The following is a 17,214-nucleotide window of genomic DNA, read 5'->3' as shown; positions in this document are numbered from 1 at the left end:
GCGGTCCTATCCGGGGACGGATCGAATTGCTGGAGGCTTCCATGCCCGACACCTTGTCCCGCGACGAGCTGTGGGCGCTCGCGCACGCCGAACGGGCCGCGCTCGCCGACGACCTGGCCGGGCTCGACGCGGCACAGTGGGCGCGACAGTCGCTGTGTGGCCGGTGGACGGTGCGGGAGGTGGTCGCCCACCTGACCGCGGCGGCCAGCGTCGGCCGGGTCCGGTGGGTGGCGAGCGTTCTGAGCGCCCGGTTCGACTTCGACCGGCACAACGACCGTCGCCTGGCCGAGCACCGGGGCGCCGACCCGGCGGACACCCTCGACCGGTTCCGGCGCGTCATCGGCAGCACCACGTCGACGTTCGGCCCGACCGAGGCGTGGCTCGGCGAGGTGATCGTGCATGCCCAGGACATCCGCCGCCCGCTCGGCCTCGGCCGTACGCCGCCGGTCGGGGCCGTCACGCCGGTCGCCCGCTTCTTCGCCGGGCGGGACTTCACCGTGTCGGGGCGCACCGCGATCGCGGGGCTCCGGGTGGAGGCGACCGACGGGCCCTTCGCCGCCGGGGCCGGCCCGCTGGTCAGTGGCACCACGCTGGCGCTGACCATGGCAATGGCCGGACGGGCCGACTACTGCGACGACCTCGGCGGGCCCGGCGTGTCCACGCTGCGGGAGCGCTGCCCGTCCGCCTGACCGCAGTACGCGATCGCATACTGAGTATGCTCCCGTCATGCCACCCGCACCTCGCACCCTGGCGCTCGTCGCCCCCGTCGCCGGTCTCCTGCTCGGTGTGCTCGACTTCGTCTGGATCAAGTGGGTGCCGTACCCCTTCGCCGAACTCGGCAACTCCACCGCCACCTGGGCGGTCGCCGCGTTCGCGCTCGGCTGGTGGGCCCGGACGGGCGCGCTGCGGGCGACGGTGGCCGCCACGGTGCTGCTTGTCGTTGCCGTGCCCAGCTACTACCTGGCGGCGACGCTGCTCCAGGGCGACGACCTGGCCGTGATCGCGGCACCCACCTCGCTGCTCTGGATGGCGTCCGGCGTGCTCGCGGGCGTGGTGTTCGGCGTCGCCGGTGTCTGGGCGCGTACCTCCGGGTGGCGTGAGGTGGTGGCTACCGCGCTGCCGGTGGCGGTCTTCCTCGAGGAGGCGCTGCGCTTCGCCGGCAAGGCCCGCACCGGCTATCCCGGGGCGTGGTGGAACGTCGCCATCGACCTCGTCCTCGCCGCGCTGCTGCTGGAACTGGTCGGCCGTTCGGTCCGCGCCCGGCTGCTCGCCGCGGCCGTGGCGCTCCCGCTGGCCGTCGCCGGCGCGCTCGTCTTCACCGCCGTCTCCGGCTGACGGGGTGCCGCGCGCGGGGGATGGTATGCCGGATATTCCCAGTAAGGGAGGGCATATCGACTACCGAGCGTGGTCAGATCGGCGGTAATCCCTGTTCGGCGAGTTACTTAGCGTAGGGCTGTCACATCGGCAGCCCGGCGTCAGCCGGGTAGGAACAGGAGCAAACCATGTCCCAGCACACCGGATCCTGGCGTCACGCCGCGGTCGCCCTCGCGCTCTGCGGCGCCGCCGCGGTCGTGGTGGTCGCCCCCCCCGCCACCCCGGCCTCCGCCGCCGTCCCCGGCCTGGTGCGGATCTCCGCGGTCAGCGCCACCAACTCCAACGACTACCGCACCGTCACCGCGACCTGCCCGGCCGGCAAGGTGCTCACCGGCACCGGCTACGAACTCAACGGCGCCACCGGCGAGGCGGTCGTGGACGACCTGCGGCCCAACGGTGGACCGGCCACCGCGCCCACCTCGGTCACCGTGGGGGCGTACGAGGCGGACGCGTTCGCCGGGAACTGGAGCGTCACCGCGTACGCGATCTGCGCCAACCCGCTCGCCGGGCTGGTGCGGGCCTCGGTGGCCGGCGCCAGCAACTCGAACGACTTCCGCAGCGTCGCCGCGCCCTGCCCGGCGGGCAAGGTGCTCACCGGCGCCGGCTACGAGGTGAACGGCGCCACCGGTGAGGCGGTGGTAGACGACTTCCGGCCGAACGGCGGGCCGGCCACCGCGCCGACCTCGGTCACCTCCGGCACGTACGAGGAGGACGCGTTCGCCGGCAACTGGAGCCTGACGTCCTACGCCGTCTGCGCGACCCCGTAATCTCGATCGCCGATGTGGGCCGTCACCCCCGGGTACGGCCCACGTCGTGCATGCCGCTCAGGGGATCGGCCACTCGTGCACCGGTCGGTTGCTGTGCATCAGGTCGACGTAGTGGCGGACCACCTCGCGCAGCGCCGCCGGCCGGTCCAGGTGGTCGGCGGACTCCAACCGGTGCAGCGTCTCCACCTGCCAGGTCGCGCCGTTGCGGCCGGTCAGGCAGCGCTGCTCGATGATGCCGAGCAGCCGGTCCCGCTCGGCCAGGTCCAGGCCCCACCGGTCCAACCCGTGGTGGGCCAGCGGCAGCAGCCGGCGCAGCACCAGCTCGGTCACCGGCAGGTAGCCCAACGCCGGCCAGAACACCTGGGCCTCGATGCCGTGCCGGGAGCAGGCGGTGAAGTTCTCCTCGGCGGCGCTGAACGACATCTGCGACCAGAGCGGACGGTCCGACTCGGCCAGCGCCCGGACCAGGCCGAAGTAGAACGCGCCGTTGGCCACCGTGTCCAGCACGGTCGGGCCGGCCGGCAGCACCCGGTTCTCCACCCGCAGGTGCGGCCGGCCGCGCAGCACGTCGTAGACCGGGCGGTTCCAGCGGTAGATCGTGCCGTTGTGCAGGCGCAGCTCGGCGAGCTTCGGCACGCCGCCACTGGCCAGCGTGGCCGCCGGGTCCTCCGGGTCGCATACCGGCAGCAGCGCCGGGAAGTAGCGCACGTTCTCCTCGAACAGGTCGAACACCGAGGTGATCCAGCGCTCACCGAACCACACCCGCGGGCGTACCCCCTGGGCTTTTATCTCCTCCGCCCGGGTGTCGGTGGCCTGCTGGAACAGCGGGACGCGGGTTTCCCGCCACAACTCCCGGCCGAAGAACAGCGGCGAGTTCGCGCCGAGCGCCACCTGGATGCCGGCGACCGCCTGGGCGGCGTTCCAGTAGTCGGCGAACTGCGGCGGGCTGACCTGGAGGTGGAACTGGGTGCTGGTGCACGCCGCCTCCGGCGTGATGCTGTCGGCGGTGGTGGCCAACCGCTCCACTCCGCTGATCGAGATCGGCAGGTCCTCACCGCGGGCGGCGAGGATCTGCTCGTTGAGCAGCGCGTAGCGGGGGTTGGTGGAGAGGGTCTCGGCGGTCAGGTGCTCCGGGCGCAGCGTCGGCAGGATGCCGATCATGACCATGTGCGCGCCGACCGTACGGGCCTTCTGCTCGGCGGCGTTGAGGCTGGCCCGGACGTGCTCCTCGAACTGGGCGGTGCCGGTGCCGGCGAGCCGGCGCGGCGCCACGTTGATCTCCACGTTGAACCGGCCCAGCTCGGTCTGGAACGCCTCGTCGGCGATCGCCTCCAGCGCGTCCGCGTTGCGCATGGCCGGGTCGAAGTTGTCGTCGACCAGGTTGAGCTCGATCTCCAGCCCGGTCATCGGCCGCTCCACGTCGAACCGGGACTCGCGCAGCATCTCGGCGAAGACGTCCAGGCACCGCCGGACCTTCTCGCGATAGCGGGCCCGATCCTCCCGGCTGAAGGTGCGCGCGCCGACATCCTCGCCCATGGTCACCGCCTTGTCACCGTTGGTTCTCCCAACCCGGCACGAAGCCACCGGTCAGGAAAGGCCCGAAGGACCTTTCCTGTACCCAGAACCGCCTTCCCTCACCCTTCGAGGGTCAAGGAGGGGCCCCCGCTTAACGCCTCCTGCATAGGCGGGGCCCCCTTTTAACACCTGGCCACAGCCGAGGCGGCTACCATGGCCGCCGGCTGCGACAGGGGGAGTGCGGGATGCGTGACGGCTGGGTCCGGGCGTTCGTGGTGGCGGCGATCGCCGAGGCGTGCTCGTGGGCGGCGCTGCTGGCCGGCATGGCGGTCAAGTACGGGCCGCCGCGCGACGAGATCGGCGTGCAGGTGTTCGGCCCGATCCACGGCGCGCTCTTCGTGGCGTACGGGCTGCTGGTCCTCGTGGTGGCCCGGCGCCGCCGCTGGTCGCTGGTGCAGACCGGGCTGGCGCTGGCCAGTGCCGTGCCGCCGTTCGCCACCGTGCTGTTCGAGCGCTGGGCGCGCCGCCGCGGCCTGCTCGACGCTCCCGCCCCGGCTCCCGCCGACCGCACGCTCACCGGCGTCGGCGGTTAACAGGGGGCCCCGCCTATACCGGAGGCGTTAACAGGGGGCCCCTCCTTTCACGTGAGCGCGGAGCAGGCGGCGACGGCGAGCACGAGGAACGCGCCGAGCAGCGCCTGCAGCAGCAGCGCCGGGCCCAGGTGTGACCAGAGCGTCGCGGTGCGCGGGGTCAGCAACTGCCCGGTGGTCAGGTTGACGATCCGCTCGATCCGGGGCGGCAGGTCCGCGTCACGCTGCGCGCGCAGCGTGAGCTGGACGTGGTCGCCGGGGTGCAGCGCGCTCTGCGGCAGGTGCCCGTGCAGCTCCACCTCGACCAGGCGGTCCGCGGCGTCGCGCACCCGCACCGGGGTGACCAGGAACTCCGGACCCTTCTTCAGGTCCTTGAAGCTGCGCTTCGCACCGCCGCCGCCGCTGCTCAGCAACGCGCGGACCACCCGTAGCAGCAACCCCACCACGCCGGCGGCGGTCAGCACCGCGACCAGCACCGGCTGGCCCACGCGTACCTCCCGGGCGTAGCCCTCCATCAGCCGGACCAGGCGTCCGGTGACGACGCGCTCGGTCGGATGCGCCGGGCGTCGGGCGTGCAGGTCCGTGTCCATGTTCACCACCGAGAGTTCCGTTGCGTGCACAGATGGTATCGATCCTTCGGGTTGAACGACGTGAATGAACGGCGGTCACGCCCCGGTGAGGGGTGCAGGTGAACTCGGCCGGGGTGCGGGTATGCGTGCGGCCGAGCTGGAAAGGGGTCGAGCATGCAGCTGTCCTTCCTGCGCCCGCTCTACGACCGTCCCGGGCCGTGGTGCTCGGTCTACCTGGACGCCTCCCGGGACACCCACGACTCCCGCCCGCAGGTCGACCTGCGCTGGCGGGCACTCAAGGGTGACCTGCTGGCCCAGGGCGCCGACCAGGTGACCGTGGAGGCGGTGGAGGAGGTGGTGCGCCGGCACGAGCCGATGCCCGGCGACTACGGCATCGCGGTCTTCGCCAGCCGGGGTCGGGTGGTGCTCACCGAGTACCTCTCCGCGCCGCCGTTGCGCGACCTGGCCACCTGGGCCACGCTGCCGCACACCATGCCGTTGGTCGCCCAACGCGGCGAGCAGGTCGCCTGGGTACGCGTGCTGGCCGACCGCACCGGCGCGGACGCGATGGCGGTCAGCGCCGGCGGGGTGCCCCGGCGGGCCCAGGTGACCGGCCGGGAGAGCCGGCAGCTGCGCCGGGTGCGGCCGGGCGGCTGGTCGCAGTCGCGCTACCAGCGTGCCGCCATGGAGGCGTGGCACCACAACGCCGGCGACGCCGCGGCCGCCACCGCCGACCTGGCCGAGCGCGTCGGCGCCGACGTGGTCGTGGTGGCCGGCGACATCCGGGCCACCGGCATGATCGCGGCCCAGCTACCGGAGCGCTGGCAGGACGTGCTGGTCCGCACGGACGCCGGGGCGCGGACCAGCGGCTCCGACGACACGCTGATGGACGACCTCACCGTGCAGACCGTCGCCGAGGTCGCCGACCGGCGGATCGCCGCCGCGCTGGACCGCTTCGGCGTGCAGGAGGACGTCGGCGCCGGGCTCGACGCGGTGGTCGCCGCGCTGCAACGCAACCAGGTGGACACCATGCTGCTCGTCGACGACGCGTCCGCCGACGGTGAGCTGTGGGTCGGCCCCGAGCCGACCGAGATCGCCACCGACCCGGCGCAGCTCGCGGACATGTCGGTGGCCGACCCGCAGAAGGTACGCGCCGACGCGGCGCTGCTGCGCGCGCTGATCGGCACCGACGCGGACCTGACCGTGCTCGCGCCGGAGGAGGCGCCGGAGCTGACCGACGGGGTCGGCGCGGTGCTGCGCTACGTCGACGCCGGCACCCCGGGGCGGGGCGATGGCTGACCGTACCGTCGCCGATCTGGTGGTCGAGCGCCTGCGGGCCTGGCGGGTACCGCGGGCCTTCGGCTATCCCGGCGCGGCGCTCGCCCCGCTGCTGGCCGCGCTCGACGACGCCGGCGGCGACCCGGCGTTCGTGCCGGCCCGGCACGAGGAGACCGCCGCCTACATGGCCACCGGGCACGCCAAGTTCACCGGCGGCATCGGGGTGTGCCTGGCCACCCAGGGCCCCAGCGCGGTGCACCTGCTCAACGGCCTCTACGACGCCAAGCTGGACAGCAAGCCGGTGGTGGCGATCATCGGCGAGGACGTCAGCGGCCCGCTCGGCGGCGCGCACGAGGAGATCGGGCTGAGCCGGCTCTTCGGCGACGTGTGCAACCAGTTCGTCCGCTACGGCCGCAGCCCGCAACAGGTGCCGGCGTTGCTGGACCAGGCGTTCCGGACCGCGGCGGCGACCCGCAGCCCGACCTGCGTGGTGCTGCCCCGGGCGTTGCAGGTGACCCCCGTGCCGGACCTGCTGCCACAGGCCGCCGGCGTGGTCACCGCGACGCCCGGCGAGCCGCTGGCCCGGGTGTTGCCGCACGACGCCGACCTGGACGCCGCCGCCTCGCTGCTCGGCGCCGGGCAGCGGGTGGCGCTGCTGGTCGGCCAGGGGGCGCACGGCGCGGCCGAGGAGATCGTCGCGCTCGCCGACCGGCTCGGCGCGGGCGTGGCCACGTCGCTGCTCGGCAAGCCGGTGCTGGACGAGCGGCTGCCGTTCCACACCGGCGTGCTCGGCGAGGTCGGCACCACGGCGGCGGCGCAGCTCATGGGCGGCTGCGACACGCTGGTGATGATCGGCACGAACGACCCGTGGACCGACTGGTTCCCACTGCCGGGACAGGTCCGCACCATCCAGATCGACATCGACGGGCGGCGCAGCGGCACCCGCTACCCGGTCGACGTGCCGCTGGTCGGCGACGCCGCCGACACGCTGCGCGCCCTGCTGGCCCGGGTGCCGGAGCGGACCCATACGCAGTGGCGCGGCGTGGTGGAGAGCGCGGTGGACCGCTGGCGCACCGATGCCGCCGACCGGGCCGCCGTGCCGGCCGAGCCGGTCAATCCGCAACTGGTGCTCCGCGAACTGTCCGCACGGCTGCCGCGCGAGGCGTCGGTCGCCGTCGACGTCGGCTCGGTCGTCTACTGGTACGCCCGGCACCTGGAACTGCCGCCGGGCGTACAGGCCCGGCTCTGCGGCACGCTCGGCTCGATGGGCTGCGCCCTGCCGTACGCGGTGGCCGCCAAGCTGGACCGGCCCGACCAGCCGGTGCTGGCGCTGCTCGGCGACGGGGCGATGCAGCTCAACGGACTGGCCGAGCTGATCACCGTGGCGCACCACTGGACCGAGTGGCCGGATCCCCGGCTGGTCGTGTTGGTGCTGAACAACCGGGACCAGTCGGGCGTGGGCGGGGGGCGTCCCCCGGGCGCGTCGGTGGATCGGCGGCCCGACGTGCCGTACGCCGGTTGGGCGCGGCTGCTCGGCCTGCACGGCGTCCGGGTGGACCGGCCGGACCTGGTCGGCGCGGCGTGGGACGAGGTGCTCGCGGCGGACCGGCCCAGCGTGCTGGAGGCGGTGGTGGACCCGGCCGTGCCGCTGGACGTGCCCGAACCGGCGCTGGCGGACCTGCGTGGCCTGGTGGCCGACGGCGACGCGGCCCGGCGGGTGCGCGAGCGGGTGATCAAGACCGAGGCCATCGCGGCCGAGGACCTCGTTTAGCCGGACCCGACCGGGGCACTGCGAACAGGCGTTCGACGGCCCGAGAGGTCCCGCTTGTCCACCAACGACGAGCACGTCGAGGCCGACGCGGTACACGAGCAGATCGCCGTGCACGACATGTGCGGCGGGCTGGTCCGGGCGGGAGCCGGCGCTCGCCGGGGACGTGCTGTCCGGGGCGGCCGCCGGGCTGGCGCTGGACCGCGTCCTCGCCGGCCATGTGCTGTCCGCCTGGTCCGCGCGTTCTTGCCGCAGCGGCACAGCGCCACCGTGCCCGGGCGTCGCTCGATCGGCTCGCCCTCCGGTGTCGCGAGCGCGAAGTCGCCGGGTACCAGCAGCGGTCCGTCCCGGTATGGGGTGACGGTCGCGGCCGGCGTGCTCTCGTCGTCGGGCATGCGCCGTGCAGTGCCCGTCCCACCCGGGCCCAACCCGCACCGCCGTGCCGTTGGCGCACGAGACGGCGGTTCGGCGGCGCGACGACACCCGACCGGGCGTTGGTCCGCGCCGTGGGGAGATGCCCCGTTTAGACCCCAGAGGGACGGGAAGCCGGGCCGCGTGGTGAGCGAACGAGGCAGGCGGAGGTCGGCGGGGGACGCCGGGCTGTCCGGCGAGCGGGTGGTGGCGGTGGGCAGCGCCGCCCGTACCCTGGTCGCCGCGACGGCTCGGGCGCTGCGCGGCGACGACTGCGGCGACCTGGGCCATCCGGGTCCGCGGGCCCGGCTGGCCGGCACGCCCGATCCGGTACGCCGCGCCGCCGCGAGCCGGGCTGCCGGCCGGGCCGCGCTCACCACCGCCCAGGTCGCCCGCGTCGACGCCGAGCGGGTGGCCGGCTGGTTCGTCGATCAGTACCCGGACCGGCGCTGGCCGGGGGCGGTGCTCGGCTCCCCGCACGGCGCGGCGGCGCACCTGGCGGTGGCCCTCGGCGTGCCCTGGCTGCCCGCCGGCTTCGAGCTGACCGCGCAGTGGGGCCGGGGCGCGGTGGACCGGCCCGACGCCGCGCTCGACCACGGCGCGGCGCTGGCCGGGCGGCTGCTGGCCGGCAACCCCCGGGTGCACGTGCGGCAGGTGCACTGTCCGGCGAGCCGCGGCGTGACCGCCGGGGCCACCGTGACGCTCACCGCCCGCTGGCGGACGCTGCCCGGGGCGTACGCGCGGTTCCTGGCCGACCGGCTGGAGCCGGCGGCGCCGGTGCTGCTGTTGCACGACGTGCGCACATGGCCGGTCCGCGACACCGGCGCCGGCCACAGCTTCCAGGCCGGTTGCCCGGGCAGCGGCCTCGACCCGGTCGACTTCCACCCGGACGCCCGTACGTTGCGGCACGTGCTGCGCGCGGCCGGCGGCGACGAGACCCGCTGGAGCGCCCCGGAGGTGACCGCGTCGGCGGCGTTCGCCGAACACGGCGTCGACTCCGGTTTCGAGCACGGCGCGCGGGAGTGGGGCGACCGGCACGGGCACCCGCTGCACCGGGTGCTCGTGCCGCAGCCGGACGCGTTGAGCGCGGCCACCGCCGACCTGTACCGACGCTGGTTGCGCCGGGCGGGCAAGACCGGGGACCGGCTGGTGGTGGAGTGCGGCCGGCTGCTCGACCCGGGGCAGGTGCTGCGCGCCGGGCTGGTGCCCTACTGGTGCGAGAACGCCACCCGTCGCCGGGTCGAGGGCGTCGAGTGGTGGCTCGCCGGCAGCGAGCCGTTCAGCTCGGTGGACGTGCTGCCGGAGCCGCCCGGGCTGCGGTCGCCCGCGCTCGCCGGCCTGCCCCAGTGGCTGGCCGTGGCCGGGTTCGGACGCCGGCGGCGAGCCCTGGACCGGGGCGCGGCCCGTGGCTACCCGGTCGCCTCGGTACCGACCCGACGGGCCAGGGAGGTGTTGCGCAACCAGCCGTGTGACCTGCCCGCGCCGCCGCCGCTCGCGATGGCCGAGGCCCTCGCCGCGCTCCGGGACGCCGGCGCCCACCAGGGCCTGCTGGTCTGCTGACCGGCAACCTGGCGAAACATCCTCGCGATCCTGCGGTCCGTGATTGAGTACCTACGGAGCGGGAAGACCGCTCGCCGCGGAACGGCCCACGACGCCGTGCGGCGCGCAGCCACCGCTTTCGACGTAATCCGTCACGTAACCCAACTTCCTCACCCGGTGCGTGGCCCGACCACGCGCACGACCGGTTTCCGACCGGGCGGGGGACCCTTCGGCGAGGGAGGCGCGGATGTTCGGACAGACCGCCACACCCACACCACCGACCACCGATCGGGGCCTGGAGGACCTCGACGCGGCGGCGCTCGCGTACGCGGCCCGGATCGAGGGGCTGCCACCCGAGCGGCGGCAGGAGGCGCGCGACGATCTGGTCCGGTTCGCGTTGCCGTTCGCCGGCCGGCTGGCCCGCCGCTACCGGGGCCGCGGGGAACCGCTGGAGGACCTGGAGCAGGTGGCCCGGCTCGGTCTGGTCAACGCCGTCGACAGGTACGACCCGGAACGCGGCTCGTTCACCGCGTACGCCGCGATCACCATCGTCGGCGAGATCAAACGGCACTTCCGCGACCGCACCTGGGGCGTGCACGTGCCGCGCCGGCTGCGTGACCTGATCCTCGAGGTGGGCCAGGCGACGGCGACGCTGACGAGCGAGCTGTCCCGGGCGCCCTCGGTGGCCGAGCTGGCCGAACGGCTGGAGACGCCGGAGGAGGAGATCCTCGCCGCGCTGGAGTCGGCCGCCGGCTACAGTCCGGCGTCGCTCAATGCGCCCGTCGGCGGGGAGAGCTCGGCCGAGTTCGGCGACCTGGTGGGCGAGTCCGACAACGCGCTGGAGTCGGTCGACGACCGGGTCACGGTCAGCGGCCTGCTGCACCGGCTGCCCTGGCGCGAGCGGCGGATCCTGGCCATGCGCTTCTACGGCAACCAGACCCAGGCGGAGATCGCCGCCCGGTTCGGCATCTCGCAGATGCACGTGTCCCGGCTGCTGTCCCGGGCGTTGACCTGGCTGCGCCAGGCGATGCTCGCCGAGGCGCCGCCGCCGTGGCAGAACGGCGCCGCCGAGGCCGAGGCCGAACCGGCCAAGGCCCGCATCTCGGTCCGGCAGAACGGGGACCGGGTGGTCGTGGAGGTCGGCGGCGAGGTCGACCGGGCCGGCGCCGACCAGTTGCGCCGGGCCGTGCTGGAGGCGGTCACCGGGCAGCCCCGCGAGGTGGTGGTCGACCTGGTCGGCGCGGGTGGCTTCGACGCCGGCGGGATCGCGGCGTTGATGGCCGGTCGCGATGCCGCCGCCCGGACCGGGGTGCCGCTGCGCCTGACCCGCGTGCAGCCGGCGGTGCGCCGCTCGCTCACCGCCGCCGGCCTGCCCGCCGGGGACTGAACAGCCGCAAACCCGCGCACCGGCCCGCCTTCTCGGCGAGCCGGTGCGCGGGTGCGCGGGTGCGCGGGTGCCAAGCGGGGCCGGGGCCCCTCCGCTGCCGGATGCGGCAACCGGGGGCCCGCCTTGCTAGTTGTCCCGGGAGTCGCCGTGTCCGCGCGGGTGGCGCCACCGATCGTTCGGGGGATCGCTCCGCTCCGCGCCGAGGATGTTCTCCTCCGGCTCGTCGGTCTCCTCGAAGCTGGCCCGGATCACTCCCTCCGGCTCCGGCACGTCGACCGGGCGCGCGCCGGACTGCGGCGCGGGCTGGTACTCCACCGCCTCGCGGGCGCCGTGCGCGCCCTCGGCGGCCGGCGACTCCGGCGTCCGCCTCTCGTGGCGCAGCTCCTCGGCGAAGTGCTGCGGTGGCCTCGTGCTGCGCTGCGGCAGGTCGCGGCCGAGGTCGGAGACGAGTGGACCGTACTTGGCGTCGAACGCGGGGCGCTCGGAGCGGATCCGGGGCATCCGGTCGAAGTTGCGCAGCGGCGGCGGGCAGGTGGTCGCCCACTCCAGCGAGTTGCCGAAGCCCCACGGGTCGTCCACGGTGACCATCGCGCCGTACCGCCAGGACTTCCAGACGTTGTAGATGAAGAACAGCGTGGAGGCGCCGAGGATGAACGATCCCACCGTGGAGATCTCGTTCAGCACCGTGAATCCGTCGCTGGGCAGGTAGTCCGCGTACCGGCGGGGCATGCCCTCGGCGCCGAGCCAGTGTTGCACCAGGAACGTGGCGTGGAAGCCGATGAACATGGTCCAGAAGTGCATCTTGCCCAGTCGCTCGTCGAGCAGCCGGCCGGTCATCTTGGGGAACCAGAAGTAGACGCCGCCGAACGCGGCGAACACGATGGTGCCGAAGAGCACGTAGTGGAAGTGCGCCACCACGAAGTACGAGTCGGTGACCTGGAAGTCCACCGGCGGGCTGGCCAGCAGCACCCCGGTCAGGCCGCCGAGCAGGAACGTGACCAGGAAGCCGACGGCGAACAGCATCGGCGTCTCGAACGTGAGCTGTCCCTTCCACATGGTGCCGATCCAATTGAAGAACTTCACCCCGGTGGGCACCGCGATCAGATAACTGAGGATGCTGAAGAACGGCAGCAGCACCTGGCCGGTGGCGAACATGTGGTGCGCCCAGACCGCCATCGACAGCACGGTGATGGTCAGCGTGGCCAGCACCAGTCCGGTGTAGCCGAAGACCGGCTTGCGGGAGAAGACCGGGATGATCTCGGTGATGATGCCGAAGAACGGCAGCGCCACGATGTAGACCTCGGGATGGCCGAAGAACCAGAACAGGTGCTGCCACAGCATCGGGCCGCCGGTGGTCGGGTCGTAGACGTGCGAGTGCAGGATCCGGTCCGCGGCGAGCGCGAACAGCGCGGCGGCCAGCAGCGGGAACACGAAGATCACCAGGAGGCTGGTGAGCAGCAGGTTCCAGGTGAAGATCGGCATTCGGAACAGCGTCATGCCGGGCGCGCGCAGGGTCAGGATGGTGGTGATCAGGTTGACCGCCCCGAGGATGGTCCCCAGGCCGGAGAGAGCCAGCCCGACCACCCACATGTTCGCGCCGACGCCCGGGCTGTGCTGGGCGGTGCTCAACGGCGTGTAGGCCGTCCAGCCGAAGTCCGCCGCGCCCTGCGGCGTGACGAACGCGGCCACCACCATCGTGCCGCCGAACAGGTACAGCCAGTACGCGAACGCGTTGAGGCGGGGGAACGCCACGTCGGGCGCGCCGATCTGCAGCGGCACGATGTAGTTGCCGAACGCGAACACCAGCGGGGTGGCGAACAGCAACAGCATGATCGTGCCGTGCATGGTGAACATCTGGTTGTACTGCTCGGGAGAGAGGAACTGCATGCCGGGCCGTGCCAGTTCGGCCCGCAGCACGAGCGCGAGCACTCCGCCGACCAGGAAGAAGAGGAACGACGTGCCCAGATAGAGAAGGCCGATCGTTTTGGCGTCGGTGGTCCGCAGCAGGCGCCACAGCGAGTTGCCGTGCACCTGCTCCCGGACCGGGCCGGGAAAACCGCCGAACCGGGCCGGCGCGAGGATCGCGGGCCCCCGGTCGTGTGCCGGATCCGTGACTACCCGCTTGGGCATGGCATCTCACCCCGTGTGACGACAGACAGGACGGGCGCGCGTACCCGTCCCCGCTGCCCATAAAACCAGGCGAGAGCGGAGAATTCGGTCAGTTCGCCGGGAGCATGGCCCAGACGACCTTGCCGGCGCCGACCGGCGTGCTGCCCCACCGCTGGGTCAGCTCGCGCACCAGCATCAGTCCGCGGCCCCCCTCGGACCGCAGGTCGCGGCCGGTCGCGGCGCGGGCGTCGGCCGGGCTGCCGTCCATCACCGCCACCCGCAGGTACGGCCGGCGCAGCGTCAGCGTGACGTGCATGGGCGTGCCGGCGTGCCGGACCACGTTGCCGACCAGCTCGCTGAGCACCAGCGAGGCCGGGCCGACCAGCTCCGGCACGTTCCACCTGCCGCACGCCTCGGTGACCAGCTCCCGGGCCCGGCGGCACGCCCCGGCCACCGGCTCCAGCCGGGCCCGCAGCCGCGGCGCGGCCTCGGCGCCGGCCAGCGCGGTGGCCTCCGCGCAGTCCTGCCGGACCGGCACCACCCGGCAGGCGGTGGTCTCGTTCAGCCAGGCCGCCGCCTCCCGGGGCGGCGCGGAGAGCACCAGCGGGACGGCCGGCCAGTCGCCGCCCCTGCGGCAGGCCGCGGCGAAGACGGAGAGCGCCAGCGGCTCGACGACGTGGACCTCCTCCAGGTCGACCACGAGCGCGTCCGGCTGCGCGGACAGGCACCGGTCCAGCACCTCGTGCACCGCGCGCGTGGTTCCCAGGTCGAGCGCGCCGGCCAGCCGTACGACGGTGACCGGAGACTCGTCGCGGACCTCGCACCTGATCCGGGTCGACATCGGGCCCTCGTTTCCAACTCGTCGGGAGGACTACCGACGTACCCGGGCCCCGGAGGCCCGAAACCGGGCGCCCGGCGTGTCACATCCCCGCCGCTCGCGTGGCATGGGCGCAGGTCAGCGGCGGTGCCCGCGCCGGCCGGCGAACAGCCCCAGCGCCAGCATGGTGGCGCCCAGCAGCAGGAGCAGCCAGGTGTCGGCGCGGTTGACCGCCAGCACGTTCGCCGCGCTGCGCCTGTCGACGGCCAGGCCGTGGAGCCAGAGCACCAGATAGACCGCGCCGCCGCCGAGCAGGAACGCGCGGGCGCCGGCGACGGTGCGGGCCAGTGCCAGGCCGGCCGCACCGAGCACCAGATGGACGAGGTTCTGCAGCACGGAGACCTGGAACACGCCGAGCAGCCGGGCGCCGGAGCCGGGCCCGGCGAACCGCAGCTCCGCGTAGGCGCTGGTGACGCCGGGCACGAAGCCCAGCACGCCGAGCAGCAGCAGGAGCACGGCGAACCCGGAGGCGACCCGGCGCACCGGCGGGCGGCCGGCGGCCGGGTTGCGTCGCGCCCGGGAGTGCGCCATCGAGTTCGTCACGGCGACCTCCTCGCCGCCGCCGGGTTCCCCGGCCCGCCCCCGGCAAACCGCCGGCCGGGTGAACCCGAGCGGCGGGGCGGCGCCGAGATCAGGCGGGCTGCAACGGCGTGGTGGCGCCCTGGCGGACCCGGTCGTACAGCGCCACGTACCGCTGTGCCATCCGGGCCGGGGTGAACCGTTCGGCCGCCACCCGCCGGCACTCGTCCTCGGCCAGCATGCCGGCGGCGAGCACCAGGTCGCCCAGTTCCTCCTCGTCGGTGGCGAGCAGGCCGGTGCGGCCGTGCTCGATCAGCTCCGGTAGGCAGCCACGGGCGGTGGCCACCACCGGTGTGCCCAGCGCCAGCGACTCCACCACCGCGGTGCCGCCCGGCTCCTCCCAGCGCAGCGGGAACAGCGACGCCCGCGCCGAGGCCACCAGGTCGTCGCGCTCCCGCCCGACCACCGTGCCCACCCAGCGCACCAGGTCGCCGTCGACGTACGGGGCGACGTGCTCGTGGAAGAACCGCACGTCCGGGTTCTGTCGCGCCTCGTCGCCGGCCGCGGCCAGGTCCTCCGGACGGTGGTACGGGCCGACCGGTCCGGCCAGCACCAGCGGGAAGCCGACCGCACGGGCCAGCCGGGCGCCCAGGTCCTGCCCCTTGCCCGGGTTGATCCGGCCCAGGATCACCACGTGCTCGCCCCTGGCCGCCGCCGGGCGGCGGTCCGCGTCGACCGCGAGCGGGGTGGACAGGTGCACGTGGCCGACCGAGTGCTCGCGCAGCGCGCGCGGCGCCCGGGCCAGCTGCGCGGCGGACACGCCGTTGACCCGGACCCGGTCGCCGCCGTCCAGGTTGCCGTACAGCTCCGGGTGCTTGGCCAGATCCCAGTGCAGCGTGTGCAGCACCGGCGGCGCGTCCGGACCCATCGCGGCCAGGGTGGCCAGACCGACCGCCTCCACGTGGTCGTGCACCAGGTCGATGTCGTCGCGGGCGTGCAGGGCCCGCGCCACGCCGGCCAGGTGCGCCTGCGACACGCCGCAGACCTGGTTGTACGGCCGCTGCAGCGCGTGGAACTGGCCGTCCGGAAAGACCGCGATCCGCTCGTCGACCGGCAGCGTGCTGCTTCCCACCGAGGCCAGCACCACCCGTACGCCGAGTCGGCGCAGCTCCGGCACCAGCGTGGCGATCACGTTCTCGATCCCGCCGTAGCCCGGGGGCGGCACGGACAGCCACGGACCGGCGTTCATCAGCACGGTGAGCGTCATACGCCGGTCTCCTTCTCGGATGTGGTCGTCACGCGGGCACGCGCCGGCGGGGAACCCGGTGGCGCAGCTCGGCCAGCGGTGGCCGTTCCTCGACCGAGACGTCGTTGACCACGATCTCCCGGTCCAGGTTGGGCAACGTCTCCGAGCCGCCCCGGCGGAACTGGGTCAGCAGCGGCGTCGGCATCGTGCCGGGCGCGGCCCAGCCGCGCCGTTGCAGCCGTGACCAGGCGGTCAGCATGATCTGCGCCGACATCCGGCCCAGCGCGGCGGTGTCCTGGTGCCGGTGCTTGCGCTCGCCCAGGTCGACCTGGGCCAGCGCGTCCAGCCCGACCAGCTCCAGCAGGTCGATGAGCATCGCCGTCTCGACGCCGTACCCGGTGACGAACGGAATCCGGTCCAGCACCTCGCGGCGGCCCGCGTACTCGCCGGCCAGTGGCTGCACGAAGCCGGCCAGCTCCGGCCAGAACAGGTTGAGCAGCGGCCGGGCCATCAACTCCGTCACCCGGCCGCCGCCGTCGGGCTCCACGCTCGTCGCACCGACCAGCGGGCGGTGGTAGAAGCCCTTGACGAACTCCACGCCCGGGTCGGTGAGCAGCGGCCCGAGCAGGCCGGTGACGAAGTGTGGCCGGAACTCGCGCAGGTCGGCGTCGATGAACGCCACCACGTCGCTCTCGGCGGCGGCGAGCCCGGCCCAGAGCGCGTCGCCCTTGCCGGTCAGCCGCGGCAGCCCGCGTGTCATCGCGTCCTGCCCCACCACCTCGGCGCCGGCCGCGCGCGCCACCCGCGCGGTCCGGTCGGTGGACCGCGAGTCCACCACGATCAGCTCGTCGACCAGCGGCACCCGGTCCATCAGGTGCTCGCGGATGGTCGACACGATCGCGCCGACCGTGGCCTCCTCGTTACGCGCCGGCAGCACCACGCTGACCCGGCTGGCGCCCTTGACCCCCAGCAGCCGTTCCGCCGGCCAGTCGTCGGCCGTGCTGGTGCGGTACGTTGCCCACGCCTCCACCACCGGTGAGACGGTCGAATCTGATTCCCGCACGGGCACCCCCCATTAGTGGCGGAATCGCGGACTCTTGTTTCCCAGTGGCGAGCCCGCGCTAACCGGATAATGCTCAACTACTTGATCACTAGGTGCGTACCGGTCGGTTCCCGGCAGATGAACGTCACGTTGCGGGCCCGCCGGTTTGCCGCGAAGCCGGCGGGGGGAGTGCTCAGGCGCAGCTTGTCGGTGACGGTGAGAG

The 17,214-nt window shown here is 73.9% G+C and carries 16 protein-coding genes; 8 read left to right on the top strand and 8 right to left on the bottom strand.

What is annotated here, in order from left to right:
• The first annotated feature begins 41 nt into the window (after window positions 1-41).
• The 3 genes from O7618_RS11660 to O7618_RS11650 all read left to right on the top strand — a co-directional run bounded on the left by O7618_RS11660 (window position 42) and on the right by O7618_RS11650 (window position 2,141).
• The gene (locus O7618_RS11660; RefSeq protein ID WP_278106069.1) at window positions 42-689 is read left to right on the top strand and encodes a maleylpyruvate isomerase family mycothiol-dependent enzyme; all 648 of its coding nucleotides are present in this window, start codon (window positions 42-44) and stop codon (window positions 687-689) included.
• A 37-nt stretch (window positions 690-726) separates the two neighbouring features.
• Window positions 727-1,335: a DUF6518 family protein gene (locus O7618_RS11655; protein ID WP_278106068.1), complete on the top strand. Its 609-nt coding sequence runs from the start codon at window positions 727-729 to the stop codon at window positions 1,333-1,335.
• Window positions 1,336-1,502: 167 nt separating this feature from the next.
• Complete coding sequence (locus O7618_RS11650; RefSeq protein ID WP_278106067.1) at window positions 1,503-2,141, top strand: hypothetical protein; 639 nt, start codon at window positions 1,503-1,505, stop codon at window positions 2,139-2,141.
• A gap of 57 nt (window positions 2,142-2,198) precedes the next feature.
• Here O7618_RS11650 and O7618_RS11645 read toward each other — a convergent pair whose 3' ends face one another.
• Complete coding sequence (locus tag O7618_RS11645) at window positions 2,199-3,677, bottom strand: glutamate--cysteine ligase (protein ID WP_278106066.1); 1,479 nt, start codon at window positions 3,675-3,677, stop codon at window positions 2,199-2,201.
• Between the two features lie 224 nt (window positions 3,678-3,901).
• Between O7618_RS11645 and O7618_RS11640 the strand changes: the two genes are divergently transcribed.
• Entirely contained in the window at window positions 3,902-4,249 is a 348-nt protein-coding gene (locus O7618_RS11640) for a DUF3817 domain-containing protein (protein WP_278106065.1), read from the top strand.
• A 47-nt stretch (window positions 4,250-4,296) separates the two neighbouring features.
• Here the strand turns inward: O7618_RS11640 and O7618_RS11635 are convergent, their stop codons facing one another.
• A complete protein-coding gene (locus tag O7618_RS11635; RefSeq protein ID WP_278109979.1) occupies window positions 4,297-4,845 on the bottom strand; it encodes a hypothetical protein in 549 nt (182 codons plus the stop codon).
• A 144-nt stretch (window positions 4,846-4,989) separates the two neighbouring features.
• On the opposite strand from O7618_RS11635, the gene O7618_RS11630 reads away from it, so the two are divergent.
• Window positions 4,990-6,114 (top strand): Vms1/Ankzf1 family peptidyl-tRNA hydrolase, encoded by a 1,125-nt coding sequence (locus O7618_RS11630; protein WP_278106064.1) that lies wholly within the window; start codon window positions 4,990-4,992, stop codon window positions 6,112-6,114.
• Window positions 6,107-7,864 (top strand): thiamine pyrophosphate-binding protein, encoded by a 1,758-nt coding sequence (locus tag O7618_RS11625; protein ID WP_278106063.1) that lies wholly within the window; start codon window positions 6,107-6,109, stop codon window positions 7,862-7,864. Before O7618_RS11630 ends, O7618_RS11625 begins: the two co-directional genes overlap by 8 nt.
• On the opposite strand, the gene O7618_RS32190 is transcribed toward O7618_RS11625, so the two are convergent.
• Complete coding sequence (locus tag O7618_RS32190) at window positions 7,861-8,256, bottom strand: CDGSH iron-sulfur domain-containing protein (RefSeq protein ID WP_347405368.1); 396 nt, start codon at window positions 8,254-8,256, stop codon at window positions 7,861-7,863. The genes O7618_RS11625 and O7618_RS32190 overlap by 4 nt on opposite strands.
• Before the next feature lie 163 nt (window positions 8,257-8,419).
• Here O7618_RS32190 and O7618_RS11615 point away from each other — a divergent pair, with 163 nt between their 5' ends.
• Window positions 8,420-9,832, top strand: a complete 1,413-nt coding sequence (locus O7618_RS11615) for a hypothetical protein (RefSeq protein WP_278109978.1) — start codon at window positions 8,420-8,422, stop codon at window positions 9,830-9,832.
• Window positions 9,833-10,058: 226 nt separating this feature from the next.
• Entirely contained in the window at window positions 10,059-11,198 is a 1,140-nt protein-coding gene (locus O7618_RS11610) for a SigB/SigF/SigG family RNA polymerase sigma factor (RefSeq protein ID WP_278106062.1), read from the top strand.
• 126 nt (window positions 11,199-11,324) lie between these two features.
• On the opposite strand, the gene ctaD is transcribed toward O7618_RS11610, so the two are convergent.
• The 5 genes from ctaD to O7618_RS11585 all read right to left on the bottom strand — a co-directional run bounded on the left by ctaD (window position 11,325) and on the right by O7618_RS11585 (window position 16,979).
• Window positions 11,325-13,328, bottom strand: a complete 2,004-nt coding sequence (ctaD, locus tag O7618_RS11605) for a cytochrome c oxidase subunit I (RefSeq protein WP_278106061.1) — start codon at window positions 13,326-13,328, stop codon at window positions 11,325-11,327.
• A gap of 88 nt (window positions 13,329-13,416) precedes the next feature.
• A complete protein-coding gene (locus O7618_RS11600) occupies window positions 13,417-14,148 on the bottom strand; it encodes an ATP-binding protein (protein ID WP_278106060.1) in 732 nt (243 codons plus the stop codon).
• Window positions 14,149-14,262: 114 nt separating this feature from the next.
• Window positions 14,263-14,715, bottom strand: coding sequence for a DUF4383 domain-containing protein (locus O7618_RS11595; protein ID WP_278109977.1), 453 nt, complete (start codon window positions 14,713-14,715; stop codon window positions 14,263-14,265).
• 100 nt (window positions 14,716-14,815) lie between these two features.
• The gene (locus O7618_RS11590) at window positions 14,816-15,970 is read right to left on the bottom strand and encodes a glycosyltransferase (protein WP_278106059.1); all 1,155 of its coding nucleotides are present in this window, start codon (window positions 15,968-15,970) and stop codon (window positions 14,816-14,818) included.
• 28 nt (window positions 15,971-15,998) lie between these two features.
• Window positions 15,999-16,979 (bottom strand): glucosyl-3-phosphoglycerate synthase, encoded by a 981-nt coding sequence (locus tag O7618_RS11585; RefSeq protein ID WP_278109975.1) that lies wholly within the window; start codon window positions 16,977-16,979, stop codon window positions 15,999-16,001.
• Window positions 16,980-17,214: the final 235 nt, after the last annotated feature.

Origin of the sequence: Micromonospora sp. WMMD980 (genome assembly GCF_029626035.1) — a bacterium.
Lineage (GTDB): Bacteria > Actinomycetota > Actinomycetes > Mycobacteriales > Micromonosporaceae > Micromonospora.
Note: the sequence above shows the minus strand (reverse complement) of the source record. Positions and strands in the feature narration are given on the sequence as shown.